Source organism: Streptomyces triticisoli (genome assembly GCF_003270085.1).
GTDB classification, from domain to species: Bacteria; Actinomycetota; Actinomycetes; order Streptomycetales; family Streptomycetaceae; genus Streptomyces; species Streptomyces triticisoli.
This window is the reverse complement of the sequence record NZ_QFDQ01000221.1, coordinates 1-14,682: the sequence shown is the minus strand read 5'-3', so window position 1 is coordinate 14,682 and position 14,682 is coordinate 1. Positions and strand designations below refer to the sequence as shown.

Annotated in this window: 11 protein-coding genes and 1 pseudogene; 4 read left to right on the top strand and 8 right to left on the bottom strand. The window is 70.9% G+C overall.

Going from position 1 to position 14,682, the window contains the following annotated elements:
• Positions 1-438: Rv3235 family protein (locus DEP02_RS27225; RefSeq protein ID WP_232839294.1), on the top strand; the 438-nt coding region annotated here is incomplete at its 5' end.
• Between the two features lie 49 nt (positions 439-487).
• Here the strand turns inward: DEP02_RS27225 and secA are convergent.
• A complete protein-coding gene (secA, locus tag DEP02_RS27220; protein ID WP_112470333.1) occupies positions 488-3,334 on the bottom strand; it encodes a preprotein translocase subunit SecA in 2,847 nt (948 codons plus the stop codon).
• A 270-nt stretch (positions 3,335-3,604) separates the two neighbouring features.
• Between secA and DEP02_RS27215 the strand changes: the two genes are divergently transcribed.
• Positions 3,605-4,093 carry a GNAT family N-acetyltransferase gene (locus DEP02_RS27215; RefSeq protein ID WP_112470332.1) on the top strand — a complete coding sequence of 163 codons (489 nt, stop codon included), beginning with the start codon at positions 3,605-3,607 and terminating at the stop codon, positions 4,091-4,093.
• 153 nt (positions 4,094-4,246) lie between these two features.
• A complete protein-coding gene (locus DEP02_RS27210; RefSeq protein ID WP_112470331.1) occupies positions 4,247-5,422 on the top strand; it encodes a winged helix-turn-helix domain-containing protein in 1,176 nt (391 codons plus the stop codon).
• Between the two features lie 3 nt (positions 5,423-5,425).
• On the opposite strand, the gene DEP02_RS27205 is transcribed toward DEP02_RS27210, so the two are convergent.
• From DEP02_RS27205 to mtnA, 7 genes are all read right to left on the bottom strand, one after another.
• On the bottom strand, positions 5,426-6,172 hold the full coding sequence (locus tag DEP02_RS27205; protein WP_112470330.1) for a response regulator: 747 nt from the start codon (positions 6,170-6,172) through the stop codon (positions 5,426-5,428).
• Between the two features lie 207 nt (positions 6,173-6,379).
• Positions 6,380-7,072 carry a ribosome hibernation-promoting factor, HPF/YfiA family gene (gene hpf, locus DEP02_RS27200; protein ID WP_112470329.1) on the bottom strand — a complete coding sequence of 231 codons (693 nt, stop codon included), beginning with the start codon at positions 7,070-7,072 and terminating at the stop codon, positions 6,380-6,382.
• 315 nt (positions 7,073-7,387) lie between these two features.
• Complete coding sequence (locus tag DEP02_RS27195; RefSeq protein ID WP_112470328.1) at positions 7,388-8,263, bottom strand: ComF family protein; 876 nt, start codon at positions 8,261-8,263, stop codon at positions 7,388-7,390.
• A gap of 152 nt (positions 8,264-8,415) precedes the next feature.
• Complete coding sequence (locus tag DEP02_RS27190) at positions 8,416-10,251, bottom strand: LpqB family beta-propeller domain-containing protein (RefSeq protein ID WP_112470327.1); 1,836 nt, start codon at positions 10,249-10,251, stop codon at positions 8,416-8,418.
• Entirely contained in the window at positions 10,241-12,322 is a 2,082-nt protein-coding gene (gene mtrB, locus DEP02_RS27185; RefSeq protein ID WP_112470326.1) for an MtrAB system histidine kinase MtrB, read from the bottom strand. The genes DEP02_RS27190 and mtrB overlap by 11 nt, the downstream gene beginning before the upstream one ends.
• 1 nt (position 12,323) lies before the next feature.
• Complete coding sequence (gene mtrA, locus DEP02_RS27180; protein ID WP_198668611.1) at positions 12,324-13,013, bottom strand: two-component system response regulator MtrA; 690 nt, start codon at positions 13,011-13,013, stop codon at positions 12,324-12,326.
• Positions 13,014-13,124: 111 nt separating this feature from the next.
• Complete coding sequence (gene mtnA / locus DEP02_RS27175; RefSeq protein WP_112470325.1) at positions 13,125-14,267, bottom strand: S-methyl-5-thioribose-1-phosphate isomerase; 1,143 nt, start codon at positions 14,265-14,267, stop codon at positions 13,125-13,127.
• Between the two features lie 140 nt (positions 14,268-14,407).
• On the opposite strand from mtnA, the pseudogene DEP02_RS27170 reads away from it, so the two are divergent.
• Positions 14,408-14,682 (top strand): annotated as a pseudogene (locus tag DEP02_RS27170) (hypothetical protein); the annotation flags it as partial.

The window sequence follows — 14,682 nt, the reverse complement described above, 5'->3', positions numbered from 1 at the left end:
ACTGCCGGGACGGCGGCGGGGGCCCACGCCCCCGTGGCGCGCGGCACCGCCGCCGCGGTGGACGCGCAGGCCGCCCTGCGGGCGGCTTCGCTGCCCGTTGCCACCGATCTGTTCGCCGATCGGCTTCTCGCCGTGCTCAGCGGGCAGCGGCCCGTGCACTGGATGCTCCGGCACACCGCGGGCCAGGCGTACGACGAACTCGCCTGGCTTGCCGATCGCGGCGCTCTGCGCACCCGTGGCCCACGCCCGGTCGTGCGGGACATCGGCTACTACGAGCCCCGCCCGGGCGCCGTGGAGGCCTTCGCCCGCATCGGCGCGGGCGACCAGCTACGGGCGATGGCGTTCCGCCTGGAGCAGGGCCGGGACCGGCGCTGGCGCTGTACGGCGGTGGAGCTGGGCGGTCCCCGTCTGCCCCACACGGACGACGAACTCCCCTGAGAAACGAAGGGCCGGGCACCCCGAGGGTGCCCGGCCCTTGCGCGTCACGTCACTTCTTGCGGCGGCGGCCCGCCTTGGCCTGCTTGCGGCGCTCCGCGCGCGTGAGGCCGTCGGCCTCCGAGCGCACGGGCCCGCCGTCGGTGACGAACTCGCCCTCGACGACGCCGCCCTCGCCGTCCACGGTCGGCGCGGAGAAGTGCAGCTCCCGCCGCTGGGGGGCGTCGAGCCCCTTGGCCCGGATCTCCGGACGCGCTCCGGCCTGCGCCGGTACCGCGTCGCGCTTCTCCAGGTCGGCCACCGGCTTGGCGTCCTCGACCGGGACCTCCTCCACCTGCTGCTCGACCTGGACCTCCAGGTTGAACAGGTAGCCGATGGACTCCTCCTTGATGCCCTCCATCATCGCGGTGAACATGTCGAAGCCCTCGCGCTGGTACTCGACCAGCGGGTCCCGCTGCGCCATCGCGCGCAGGCCGATGCCCTCCTGGAGGTAGTCCATCTCATAGAGGTGCTCACGCCACTTGCGGTCCAGCACCGACAGCACCACCCGGCGCTCCAGCTCCCGCATGATCTCGGAGCCGAGCTGCTCCTCACGGGCCTTGTACTGCTCGTGGATGTCGTCCTTGATGGACTCGCTGATGAACTCCGCGGTCAGACCCGTGCGGTCGCCGGCCGCCTCCTCCAGCTCCTCGACGGTGACCTTCACCGGGTACAGCTGCTTGAAGGCGCCCCACAGCCGGTCGAGGTCCCAGTCCTCCGGGAAGCCCTCGGCGGTCTCCGCCTGGATGTAGGCGTCGATCGTGTCGTCCATGAAGTGCTGCACCTGCTCCTGCAGGTCCTCGCCCTCCAGGACGCGGCGCCGCTCGCCGTAGATGACCTCGCGCTGCCGGTTGAGGACCTCGTCGTACTTCAGAACGTTCTTGCGGGTCTCGAAGTTCTGCTGCTCGACCTGCGACTGGGCGGACGCGATCGCGCGCGTGACCATCTTGTTCTCGATCGGCACGTCGTCCGGGACGTTCGCCATCGCCATCACGCGCTCGACCATCTGCGCCTTGAACAGACGCATCAGGTCGTCGCCGAGGGAGAGGTAGAAGCGGGACTCGCCGGGGTCGCCCTGACGACCGGAACGACCGCGCAGCTGGTTGTCGATGCGGCGCGACTCGTGCCGCTCGGTGCCCAGCACGTAGAGCCCGCCGAGTTTCTCGACCTCCTCCTTCTCGGCCTTGACCGCCTCCTCCGCACGCCGCAGCGCCTCGGGCAGGGCCGCGGCCCACTCCTCGATGTGCTGCTCGGGGTCGAGGCCGTGCTGGCGCAGCTCGGCCTCGGCGAGGTCCTCGGGGTTGCCGCCGAGCTTGATGTCCGTACCGCGGCCGGCCATGTTCGTCGCCACGGTCACCGCGCCCTTGCGGCCGGCCTGGGCGACGATCGACGCCTCGCGCTCATGGTGCTTGGCGTTGAGGACCTCGTGCTGGACGCCCCGCTTGCTGAGCTGCTGCGAGAGGTACTCGGACTTCTCCACCGAGGTGGTGCCGACCAGGATCGGCTGCCCCTTCTCGTGCTTCTCGGCGATGTCGTCGACGACCGCCTCGAACTTGGCGACCTCGGTGCGGTAGATGAGGTCCGACTGGTCCTTGCGGATCATCGGCCGGTTGGTCGGGATGGGCACCACGCCGAGCTTGTAGATCTGGTGGAACTCGGCCGCCTCGGTCATCGCCGTACCGGTCATGCCGGACAGGCCGGGCAGTTCCTTGCCCTTGTGGTCTTGGCGCTTGTAGAGGCGGAAGAAGTTCTGGAGCGTGATCGTGGCGAGCGTCTGATTCTCGTCCTTGATCGGCACGCCCTCCTTCGCCTCGATCGCCTGGTGCATGCCCTCGTTGTAACGGCGGCCGGCGAGGATACGGCCGGTGTGCTCATCGACGATCATGACTTCGTCGTCGATGATGACGTAGTCCTTGTCGCGCTTGAAAAGCTCCTTGGCCTTGATGGCGTTGTTGAGGTAGCCCACGAGCGGGGTGTTCACCGACTCGTACAGGTTGTCGATGCCCAGCCAGTCCTCGACCTTGCTGACACCGGACTCGTGGATGGCGACGGTGCGCTTCTTCTCGTCGACGTCGTAGTCGCCGGTCTCCTCGATGCCCTTGAGCGGCTGGCCGGCCTCGCCGCGCTTGAGGCGCTTGACCAGCTTGGCGAAGTCGCCGTACCACTTGGTGGCCTGGTCGGCCGGGCCGGAGATGATCAGCGGCGTACGGGCCTCGTCGACGAGGATCGAGTCGACCTCGTCGACGACGGCGAAGTTGTGCCCGCGCTGGACCAGCTCGTCCTTCGACCAGGCCATGTTGTCGCGCAGGTAGTCGAAGCCGAACTCGTTGTTCGTGCCGTAGGTGATGTCGCAGTGGTACTGCTCGCGGCGCTGAGCCGGCGTCATGTTGGCCAGGATGCAGCCGACGTCCAACCCCAGGAAACGGTGGACGCGGCCCATCATCTCGGAGTCGCGCTCGGCCAGGTAGTCGTTGACCGTGATGATGTGGACGCCCTTGCCGGCCAGGGCGTTCAGATACGCCGGCAGGGTGCCGACGAGGGTCTTGCCCTCACCGGTCTTCATCTCGGCCACGTAGCCCATGTGCAGGGCGGCGCCGCCCATGATCTGGACGTCGTAGTGCCGCTGGCCCAGGACGCGCTTGGCGGCCTCGCGGACCGTGGCGAAGGCCTCGGGCAGCAGGTCGTCCAGGCTCTCACCGTCGGCGTACCGCTGCTTGTACTCATCGGTGAGGGCCCGCAGCTCGGCGTCGGAGAGGCTGATGAAATCCTCTTCGATGGAGTTGACCTGGTCCGCGATGCGGTGCAGCTTGCGCAGGATCTTGCCTTCGCCTGCACGCATGATCTTCGAGAGGACGGACACGGGGGTTGGTCTCCTTGCCGGTCGGGCCTGGGACGGTCGGTTTCCATTTGACGGACTGAGCAACGGCCATCGTATGCGAGGACACGGCCGAGTCGGGAGGGCCTGCCGCAGGGCACGTGTCCACTGCACCGCGAGGGCTACACAGAGGACAACGTCCGGGGGCCGCGGATGGTGCCGCCTTCCCCCGAAGATTTACGCGAATTGTGATCGCCCACTCACTCAGGGCGAAAAATGATGGTGCCCTGTCGCGGCCCCGAGGAGAATCGGCCGATGGAACCCGTCACGCTCACCACCGACCGCCTGCTCCTGCGCGCCATCGGCGCCCAGGACGCCGACGCCGTGTACGCCGCCGCGCAGGACCCCGACATCGGGCGCTGGCTCTCCCAGCTCCCCTCGCCCTACCTGCCCGAGCACGCGCGGCACTTCACCGAACAGATGGTTCCCCAGGGATGGGCCGACGGCTCCGTGTTCTTCTGGGTCACGAAGGAACACCGCGGCAACGGCTACGTGACCGAGGCCGCCCTCGCCGTCGCCCGCTGGGCCTTCACCCGACTCGCCGTCGACCGCCTGGAATGGCGCGCCGAGGTCGGCAACAACGCCTCCCGCGCGGTGGCCGAACGGGTGGGCTTCACCCTGGAGGGCACTCTGCGCTCCGCCCTCGACAGCAGGGGAGTACGACGCGACTGCTGGGTGGGCTCCCTGCTGCCGTCCGACCTGGGCCTGCCGCCGACGGCGCCGTACCTGCCGGCGCCCGCGTAGACATCGGGGACAACGGCATCGGGGACGAAGGCGCCAGGAACCCGAGCGCCAGGAACCCGAGCGCCGGGGACCCGGGCGTCGGGGACCCGGGCGTCGGGGACGAACGCCCAGTTCAACCCGCGCTGTCAGTGCCACCCCCTATCGTGCGGAGCCATGACCTCCCTCCCGCGCCCCACCACCGACCTCTCGGCGGACGAAGCCCGCCGCATCGCTCTGCGGGCCCAGGGCTTCCTCGGCGCGCCGGACCGGCGGGCCGGGGTGCGCGGCGTCCTGCGTCACCTCGGCGCCGTCCAGCTCGACACGATCTCGGTCCTCGCCCGCTCCCACGAACTCGTGCCCTACGCGCGTCTGGGCGCGGTCGGCCGCGCGACCGTCGACCGCGCCTACTGGACCGGCACGCACGCCTTCGAGTACTGGTCGCACGCCGCCTGCCTCCTGCCCATCGAGGAGTGGCCGCACTTCGCCTTCCGCCGCCGCGCCTACCGCAACCGCCCGCACTGGAACCACGAACTGCCCGACGGCGCCTACGAGCAGGTCATCAAGCAGTTGCGCGCCGAGGGCCCGCTGACGGCGACTGAGCTGGGCGGCGCGAAGAAGACCAGCGAGTGGTGGGACTGGTCCGGCTCCAAGGTCGCCGTCGAGCGCGCCCTGATGTACGGCGAGGTGGTCTGCGTTGAGCGCCGGGGCTGGAAGCGGGTGTACGACCTCGCCGAGCGCGCCGTCCCGGAGCAGCTGCTGCACGACGAACTGGACGACAGCGAGTGCCTGCGCCGCCTGGTCCGTCTGGCCGGCCAGTCCCTGGGCGTGGGCACGCGCGCGGACATCGCGGACTACCACCGTCTCAAGGGCGAGCAGGTCGACGCGGTGATAGCGGACTCGGGGCTGGTCCCGGTGACGGTCGAGGGCTGGGGGAAACCGGCCTGGGCGGACCCGGCGGCGCTCGGGACGGCCCCGCGCGGCCGGCACCGGACCACCCTGTTGTCCCCCTTCGACTCCCTGGTCTGGGAGCGGGCCCGCACCGAGCGGATCTTCGGCTTCATCCACCGCCTGGAGGCCTACGTCCCCAAACCCAAGCGGGTCCACGGCTACTTCGCGATGCCGGTGCTCGCCGGAGGCCGCCTCGTCGGCCGCGTCGACCCCGCCCGCGAGGGCCGCACCCTGGTCGCCAAGCAGGTCACCCTGGACGGCGCCGGATCCGTACCCGCGGTCGCCCAGGCCCTCGTCGAGGCGGCGGGCTGGGTGGACTGCACGGACGTACGCGTGGAGCGGGTGGACGCGCCCGAGCTGCGCGAACCCCTGGCCCGGGAGCTGGCCCGCGCGCTCGGCTGAGCGTCAGCGGATCTCGAGGATCTTCTCCCGCATCGCGTACACCACCGCCTCCATCCTGGAGTGCAGCTGGAGCTTCTCCAGGATGTTGCGCACGTGGTTCTTCACGGTGTTCTCGGAGATGAACAGCTCCTTGGCGATGTCCCGGTTGTTCATCCCCGTGGCGACGAGCTTGAGGACCTCCAGCTCACGGTCGGTCAGCCGGGGAGCGGGGACGAGGCGACGCTCGTCGGTCCGCTGGATCATCGACTTGAACTCGGTGAGCAGCTTGGACGCCATGGACGGACTGATCTGCGACTGGCCGTCGGCCACGGCGCGGATGGCGGTGGCCACCTCGTCCGTGGAGATCTCCTTGAGCAGGTAGCCGGTCGCGCCCGCCTTGATCGCGTCGTAGAGGTCGGCCTCCTCGTCGCTTATCGTCAGCATGATGATCTTGGCGCTGGGGGCGACCTCCTTGATGGAGGTGCACGCCTCGATCCCGCCGCGCTTGGGCATCCGTACGTCCATCAGCACGATGTCGGGCAGCAGGTCGGCGGCCTTGTCCACGGCCTCGGCACCGTCACCCGCCTCGCCGACCACCTGGATGTCCTCCTCGGCGGCGAGCACGATCTCCAGGCCGCGGCGGAAGAGGGCGTGGTCGTCCACGACAAGGACTCTGATCGGCTCCTTGCGCGCAGTGCCCGCGTCCGGGCCCGCGCCGACGACGCCATCGTCGGCATCCTCGCCCCGCATCGGTCCGAAGCTGTCCGCCATCGTTGTCCTCCCCCTGAGGCTGTGGCCTGGTGTGCGGTGCCGTGGCCAACCCAAGGCAACAGCCCATCCGTTGAGCCGTTGCCGCCATGATTCCATGTCCGGCCGACACTGCGGTGCCCAAGCGGGGCGCGAAGGGGTCGCACGCCGGTGCCCCTGGGGGCGCACACGCGCATCCAGGGGCACCGTCTCAGCTGTCGGCCGGGTGGGTCAGCCGCCCAGTGTGCCGCCCGCCTCGGGAGAGTGCGCCTCAGTGACCATCGTGTCCGTCCTGAGGTGGATCACGCCGTAGTCGTAGGCGTGCCGTCGATAGACGACGCTGGGTTCCTTGGTCTCGGAGTCGACGAACAGATAGAAGTCGTGCCCGACCAGCTCCATCTCGTAGAGGGCCTGGTCGAGGGTCATCGGGGAGGCGACGTGGGTCTTCTCGCGGACGATGAGGGGGCCTTCCCCCTGCACCTCCAGCGAGCCGACCTTCTTGGTGGGCACCTGGCCCGCTTCCTCTTCCGTGGCGGTCTGGCCGCTGCCGTTCAGCGTCGCCGCGCCCGGGACGTGGTCGGGGACCTCGGCGGCCGAGATCCGGCGCGCTCCGCGTCGCGAGAAACGCTTGTCGTGCTGCTTGCGCAGCCGGGCACCCAGCTTCTCCGCCGCCAGGTCGAGTGCCGCGTACGGATCGCTGGCCGCTGCCTCCGCCCGGATCACCGGACCGCGGGAGCGGAGCGTGATCTCCACTCGGTCACTGCGGTCGGCCTGTCGGGGGTTGGGCTCCCTGGACACCTCGACGTCGAGGCTGATCACCTTGCCATCGAGCTTCTGGATCTTCTCCAGGTTCAGCTTCTCGGCCACGTGCTTGCGGAACCGCTCGGGCACCTCGGTCTTGCGGCCCTTGACGACGATGTCCACGCAGAACTCCGTTCCCGGATCGCTCCGCCGACCGGCGGAGCATCTCCCTTTTCGCACCCGGTTCCGGTGATCCCGGAACCTCGGACTCGGTGACGGCCACCTCCTCCTCCCCCATGGGCAAGATCTCCACCCAGCCGGTGCGGATGATTACGGAAAACCCACAGCACGGCATTCGGATACGACGGGGATGGCCTGCGCCTTTCCCTCACACCCTGAACATATCTCGCCCGGACAGATGACGTCACCCTCTACTGCGGCGTACCTCCGTTCAGGTGAATTACCCCTCTCGTTACCTGCAACGACGCAAGTTCACAGTCAGTTCCGGTTTATTTCGAAGGAATCCGGAGAAGCCGCGACGACGGCCGCACAGATCACGTCACCGGCGCCGTACGCACCCCCGTTTTCCAGTGCGCCGTACACCGAGTTCCCCTCCTTCTGCGTTGCTTCCCGCATCGCTCCGGACTTCCGTTCCCTCATCCCTTCCCGAGTCCGCACCGCGTACACAGCCGCTTTCACCGCACGTGCCGCTTCCGTCAGGGAGGCGCCCGTCGTCATGAGGTCGTCGACCAGCACCACCGGGCCGCTCAGCAGCAGCCCCGCACCACCCGCGGCCACCTGGAGCGCACCGGAGAGGTTGTCCAGCCGCTGCCGGGAGTCCAGCCCCGACTGGTCGGCCACGGCGCGCCGCTGGCGCAGCACGGCCAGCGTCCTGGCCGGCGTCCCGGACCGCCGCAGCTCACCGGCCGCCGCGAGCGCGATCCGCCGCGCCGGATCATGCCCGCGGGCCCGCACAGCCCACCTCGCGGACGGCACGGGAACCAGCAGCACGGTCCCACCCACCGTCCACGACAGCCCCGCGCCCGCTGTTCCTGCTCCTGCTCCTGCCCCTGCCACGGCCGCCCGCAGCCCGGCCCCCACCACACCCGCCAGCGCCGTGCCCAGCGGGCGCGCGAGAGCCAGTGCGCCCCGTTCCTTGTGGGCGAGCAGGGCCGCCCTGACCGCATCCTCGTACGGAGCCGCCGCGTACACCGCCGGCAGCCCGAGCGGCTCCGGCACCGGACGCACCCGGCATGGTGCGCCCCCGCTCAGGGCGGTCCGGCACTGGGGACAGAACACCGTGCGAGGCCGGCCGCAGCCCCCGCACTCGGCCGGCAGTACCAGGTCGGTCAGGTCCTGCCACCACCCGCGCATGCACTCCACTGTGCCAACGCCGCGCCGTCCCGGCCAGCCCTGTGGACAACACCCTGTGGACAACTCCGCTCACAACGACCGGAGCGTCCCCCACACGGACGACGAAGGAACCCTCAGCCGGGACAGCAGCAGGGCAGAGGCAGGAGGAGCGCTCAGCCGGGATAGACCGGCGCCCACCCGTCCTTGACCACCTTCTGCCACTGCGCCCCGGACGGCAGCCGGACGATCCCGTCCTCCGACGAGTACGCCACCAGCGGAAGCCGGTCGTCCTCGGACGCGGCGATCGACTGCACCCCGGTGAGTGCGGCGGGCGCCGGGCCCTTGGGCGTGGAGCCGTCGACCTGGACGTACCGCATCGTCTGCACGCCCCCCTGCTCTCGCCCGGCCACCACGAGCCGACTGTCACCGGCCCACGACATGGCGGTGACGTCCTCCAGCTCCGGCGCCGCCGAACGCAGCTCCAGCACCGACACCACCGGCCGGTCCCCGGAACTGTCGTCCCGTTCGATCCGCCCGATGAGCAGGGACTTGCTGTCGTCCTTCGCCCGCACGACGAGTGCGATCCGCACCCCGTCGGCGGCCACCCGCACCGCGTCGACGCGTCCGTTCAGCCCGGGAACGCGCACGTCGAGCGGCTTCCCCGCGCCCTGTTCCAGCACCAGCAGCTGCGGCTGGGCGGGATTGCGGTCGGCCACCCACAGGTCGCCGCGCACGTCCCAGCTCGGCGCCGTCAGCCGATCGTCCTCGGTCGTGCCGCGGCTCTGCAGCACGGGTGGCTCGAGCGGGTCGCCCGCCACCAGCGAGCCCACGAACAGCGACTTCCCGTCGGAGCTGACCCCTGCCGCGGTGCGCTCGTCCCACGACACGGCCGCCGACCCGAGAGGCTGGACGCCCTCGCCCAGCGCGCCCGGCACCGGTTCTGCGCCGACGCCGGCGCCGGACATCCGCACCAGCCGGTGCTTGTCGTCGACGAAGTACAGGTAGTCGGACCGCTTCACCGACCCGCGCCTGGCGACGCTCCCGGCCCGGTCCTCTCCGAGCCCGAGCGCGCACAAGGTGCTGCCGTCGGCCTGCAGCTCGACCGTGTCCACCGTGGGCGTCAGGTTCTGCAGTGTGAACAGCAGCTGGGTCGCCATCTCCCCGCACTTCTCGCGCCCCACCCCGGCTGCCTTGCCGTTCAGCGGCACGGTCAGCTTGTTCTGGTCGTCGGGTGTCAGCGCGGTGACGCCGCCACTCAGCGCCGTACCGGTCGGGAAGCTCGACCTGACCACCGGCTCGAGCCAGCTCGTGGGCCCGGCCAGCACGGAGCGCACCATCTGCGTCATCGCGTCCACGCGCCGGCGCACGTAGACGGGATCGGCGACGGCTGTCGCCGACGTCCCCGACTCCGCCCAGGTACCGGAGGCGAAGTAGTACTTGTTGACGGACATGTAGTTGCGCTGAAAGTCCGACTGTCCCATGACGACGCCCTGCGGCAGCACGTCGATGCGCCACTGCCTGCTCTTCTTGTCCCGCGTCAGATGCACCGGCTGGCTGTAGGGGCCGGCCAACGGCGTGTACGACTGCTGCTCGTCCACCCGGGCCACCTTGCTGCCGGTCAGCGTGAACGCGTAGTCGTCAGTGTCGTCGCGTCCCGCCCTGCGGTCGGCCTGGATGCCCGGGCCGCCGGCGAGCACGGTCGTGGACGACTCCGGCCGCCACTGCCGCGCGGCCGCTCCCGTCAGGTACTGGCGGGCCGTCGCATACTGCGGATCGTCGCTGGTCAGCGCCTCCAGGAAGCCCTGAAGGATCTCCGCGGGCTGGGCGCCCTCCGCGGGCGGCATGGCGAACACCCGTACCTCGGTGTCCTGACGCGGAGTGGACTCCACATCCCTCAGGTCCCCGCTGTCGGGCATCGTGGCGCACCCCGCCAGCAGTACGACCCCACAGACGGCGTACGCCACCGCGCGCACCGGCCGCCGCACGCCCCCCTCGCGGTCAGCGCCCACGAAATACCTCCCCTTGCTGCGTCACGTCCCGCGGCCCGACTCCCTCCGGATCCGCGGAGCCCTCCGAGTCGTTCCCCGCCGTCTCCACCGCGGGCACGGCCTCCTGCCGTCGCGCGCCCGAGGCCGGCCGGGGCACCACGCGCGCGCCGTTGCCGGGCAGCGCCGTCGGGTCGGCCGTGGGGGTCGCCTCGGCCGGCCGCGACGCGATCGGGTCCCGCGGCGAGGCCATACGGTCACCCGTCGCCTGCACCGGCACGGTGGCACGCTTCTCTCCCCCGCTGGGCAGACCGGCGTCGTCGAGTCCGCGGTTGCGCCGCGAGTCCTTGGGCTCCAGCGGTATGGGCGAGCCCCGCAGCGGCTCGTCCGCGGTCCTGGGCAGCGTCAGCCGGAACTGCGAGCCACCGCCCGGCTCGCCCCATGCCTGCAGCCAGCCGCCGTGCAGCCGGGCGTCCTCCAGGGCGATCGACAGCCCCAGGCCCGTACCGCCCGTGGTACGCGCGCGTGCCGGGTCCGCCCGCCAGAAGCGGCTGAAGACACGGGTCGCCTCGCCCGGCTTGAGCCCGACGCCGTAGTCGCGCACCGCGACCGCGACCGCACCGCCGGCCGCGGCGAGCTTGACGACGACATCCCTGCCCTCGCCGTGCTCCACGGCGTTGACGACCAGGTTGCGCAGAACGCGCTCCACACGCCGCGCGTCGGCCTCCGCCACGATGGGCTGCTGGTCACCGACGACCCGGATCCGGGTGCCCTTGCGCTCGGCCAGCGGCTCCGCACCGCTGACGACCCGGTGCACGACCTCCCGCAGGTCGATCGGCTCGGCCTCCAACGCCGCCGCACCCGCGTCGAAACGGCTGATCTCCAGCAGATCGGCGAGCAGCGACTCGAACCGGTCCAGCTGGTCGGCGAGCAACTCCGCCGAGCGGGCGGTGACCGGGTCGAAGTCCTCGCGCGCCTCATGGATGACGTCGGCGGCCATCCGCACGGTCGTCAGCGGCGTGCGCAGCTCGTGCGAGACGTCGGAGACGAACCGGCGCTGCATCCGCGACAGGTCCTCCAGCTGCTGGATCTTCAGCTGCAGGTTCTGCGCCATCTTGTTGAAGGCCTCGCCGAGCCGCGCGATGTCGTCCTCGCCGGTGACCTTCATCCGCTCCTGCAGCCGCCCGGCCGACAGCCGCTCGGCGACCCCGGCCGCCATCCGCACCGGCGTGACGACCTGCCGCACCACCAGCCAGGCGATGGCCCCGAGCAGTACGACGACGAAGAGACCGGCCGTCGCGAGAGTGCCCTTGACCAGGCTCAGCGACTTCTCCTCCTGACTGAGCGGGAAGAGGTAGTACAGCTGGTACGGGTCACCGTTGGGGTCGTTGACCTGCTTGCCGATGACCAGCGCGGGCTGGGAGCCCTTGTCGCTGTCCTTGTAGACGATGCGGGCGTAGCTCTGGGCGGCCACCATGCTGCCGTTGATCCTCGCCCGCAGTTCCTCGGGGATGCTCGCCGTCGGGTCCACGCCGCCGGAGGCGCGCGGACCGCGCCCGCCGCCGCTGTTGTCGCCCGCGGGCAGTGTGACCACGTCGAAGGCTCCCTGGCCACCGCTTGACAGCGAGGACACCAGGTCGCTCATCCACTGGATGACGTTCTGCGAGGAGCGGCCGTCCGTCGTGGAGGCGGCGTCGGCGGTGACGGTCGCCTCCTCGTCGGCCCCCTGCTTGGCCGCCGCGAAACCGCCGGTGGCCTGGCTCTGCGACGCCTTCACCTTGGCGTCCAGCAGCCCGTTGCGCACCTGGCCGATGACGACGAAACCGAGCAGCAGGACGACGCCCAGCGACATCAGCAGCGTGGTGACGACGACCCTGAGCTGGATGTTGCGCCGCCACAGCCTCATGACGGGCAGCAGCGGCCGGCGCACCCAGCGCAGGAAGAGACGCAGGACCGGGCTGCCCTGCACGCCGCCGTGCAGCAGCCCGCCGTCCAGGAGGCGCCCCCAGCGGGAACCCGCACTCGTCCGGCCGACAGGCCGCTCCGCGCGGGCCCCGGTCCCTCCGGGCGTCGAAGCGGCACTGTCCCCCGACACGTCAGCTCGGTCCGGCCTTGTAGCCGACACCACGGACGGTCACTACGATCTCGGGCTTCTCCGGGTCCTTCTCGACCTTGGAGCGCAGTCGCTGCACGTGCACGTTCACCAGGCGGGTGTCGGCCGCGTGCCGGTAGCCCCAGACCTGCTCCAGGAGCACCTCGCGGGTGAACACCTGCCACGGCTTGCGGGCCAGGGCGACCAGCAGATCGAACTCCAGCGGCGTCAGCGCGATCGACTGCCCGTCCCGCTTCACGGAGTGACCGGCCACGTCGATGACGAGGTCGCCGATGGCGAGCTGCTCCGGTGCCGGCTCCTCCGACCTGCGCAGCCGCGCCCGTATACGGGCCACGAGCTCCTTCGGCTTGAACGGCTTCACGACGTAGTCGTCGGCGCCGGACTCCAGGCCCACCACCACGTCCACGGTGTCGCTCTTGGCCGTCAGCATCACGATCGGCACCCCGGACTCCGCCCTGATCAGGCGGCACACCTCGATGCCGTCCCGGCCGGGCAGCATCAGGTCCAGCAGCACCAGGTCGGGCTTGGTCTCACGGAAAGCGGCCAGCGCCTTGTCGCCGTCGGCTACGAAAGACGGCTCGAAACCTTCACCACGCAGCACGATCCCGAGCATCTCGGCCAGTGCGGTGTCGTCGTCGACGACAAGGACTCGTCCCTTCATAAACGACATCATCCCATTCTCGTAACGGCTGCGAAGATCCAGGTGAGGGAGTTCACTGTCCTGTGACGATAGTCGTACCGACTCGCTACTGTCTGCCCTCACCCCGAGAACGGGACGCCGCCCCTACTCGGCCGCCGCCTGCCGCGACCTGGCGCACAGTTCGGCCAGGCCCTCGGCCGTCACCGGCGAGACGGTGCCCTCCTCGGTGACGATCGCGGTCACCAGCTCGGGCGGGGTCACGTCGAACGCCGGGTTGTAGGCCTGCGTTCCCAGCGGCGCGACCGGGATGCCGCCGCCGGCTCCCGTGACCGGGACCTGAGGCGCGATGATCTCGGTCACCTCGTAGCCCGGGCGCTGCTCGACCTCGATCGCCGCACCGTTGGGGGTCTCCGGATCCACCGTCGTCACCGGCGCCACCACGATGAACGGCACGTGGTGGTAGCGCGCGAGCACCGCGAGCGGATAGCTGCCCACCTTATTCGCCACCGAGCCGTCGGCGGCGATACGGTCCGCGCCGACCAGCACGGCGTCCACCTCACCGGCCGCGAACAGCGAGCCCGCCGCGTTGTCCGTGAGCAGGGTGTACGCCATGCCCTTGCGGGCCGCCTCGTACGCCGTCAGCCGCGCACCCTGGAACAGCGGCCGGGTCTCGTCCACCCACAGCCGCCGCAGCCGCCCCACGCGGTGCGCCGCGAGCGCCACCGCGAACGCCGTCCCCTCCCCGCCCGACACCAGTGACCCGGTGTTGCAGTGCGTGAGGACGCGGTGCCCGCCCCCGGACTGCAACTCGTCCAGGAGCGCCAGCCCGTGCTCGGCCATCCGCGCACTGGCCCGGGCGTCCTCCTGATGCAACTGACGTGCCGCGGCCAACGCCGCCGAAGCGGCCTGCCGGACGTCGCCGGTCCTGGCGAGCACCGCCTGATGAGCGGACCGCGCCCGGCGCACACCGACGGAGAGGTTGACCGCCGTGGGCCGTGCACCCGCCAGCGCCGTCGCGGCCTCGTCCACGTCGAAGCCGCGCGCGGCGGCGAGCGCGACGCCGTACGCCCCGGCGATGCCCAGCAGCGGCGCCCCGCGCACGGCCAGCGACCGGATCGCCTCCACCAGCGCGGAGGCGTCCGTGCACACCAGCTCGACCTCCTCGGCGGGCAGCCTCGTCTGGTCGAGGAGAACCAGGACCGGGCCCTCGGGCGGCTCCTCCCAGCGGATCGCCGGTGTCCCGGCCGGCCGGTTGTCCTCGCGGGTCTGCGCGTACTGATGAGCCATGTCGTCAGTCTGCCCCGTATCCGGCGGACAATTGAAGGTACTCAGCCGCCACCACCGCCGGTCATCCGAAGACCACCCCATGGCACGATGGCTGCCAACCTGCCGCCGCGACCGCGGACGGGCACCGTGAAGGAGCGACGATGAAAGACACTCCGGGCTGGTCCTCGCCCGGATCCGCCCCGTCCGACGGACAGGAGCCGAGTGGCTCCGGGCCTGCCGACGCCGCCGGCCACCCCGGCCCCGCGCAGCCCACGGACCAGCCGGGCGAACAGCCGCAGAGCCCCGGCGTGAAGTGGTCCAAGGAGCAGCCGCCGCCCGGCCAGTGGTCCGCACCCACGGGAGCCCCGGCCCCCGGCCAGACCCCACCGCCGCCACCGCCCGGCCCCGGCTGGGGCCGGCCCGGCTACGGCGCTCC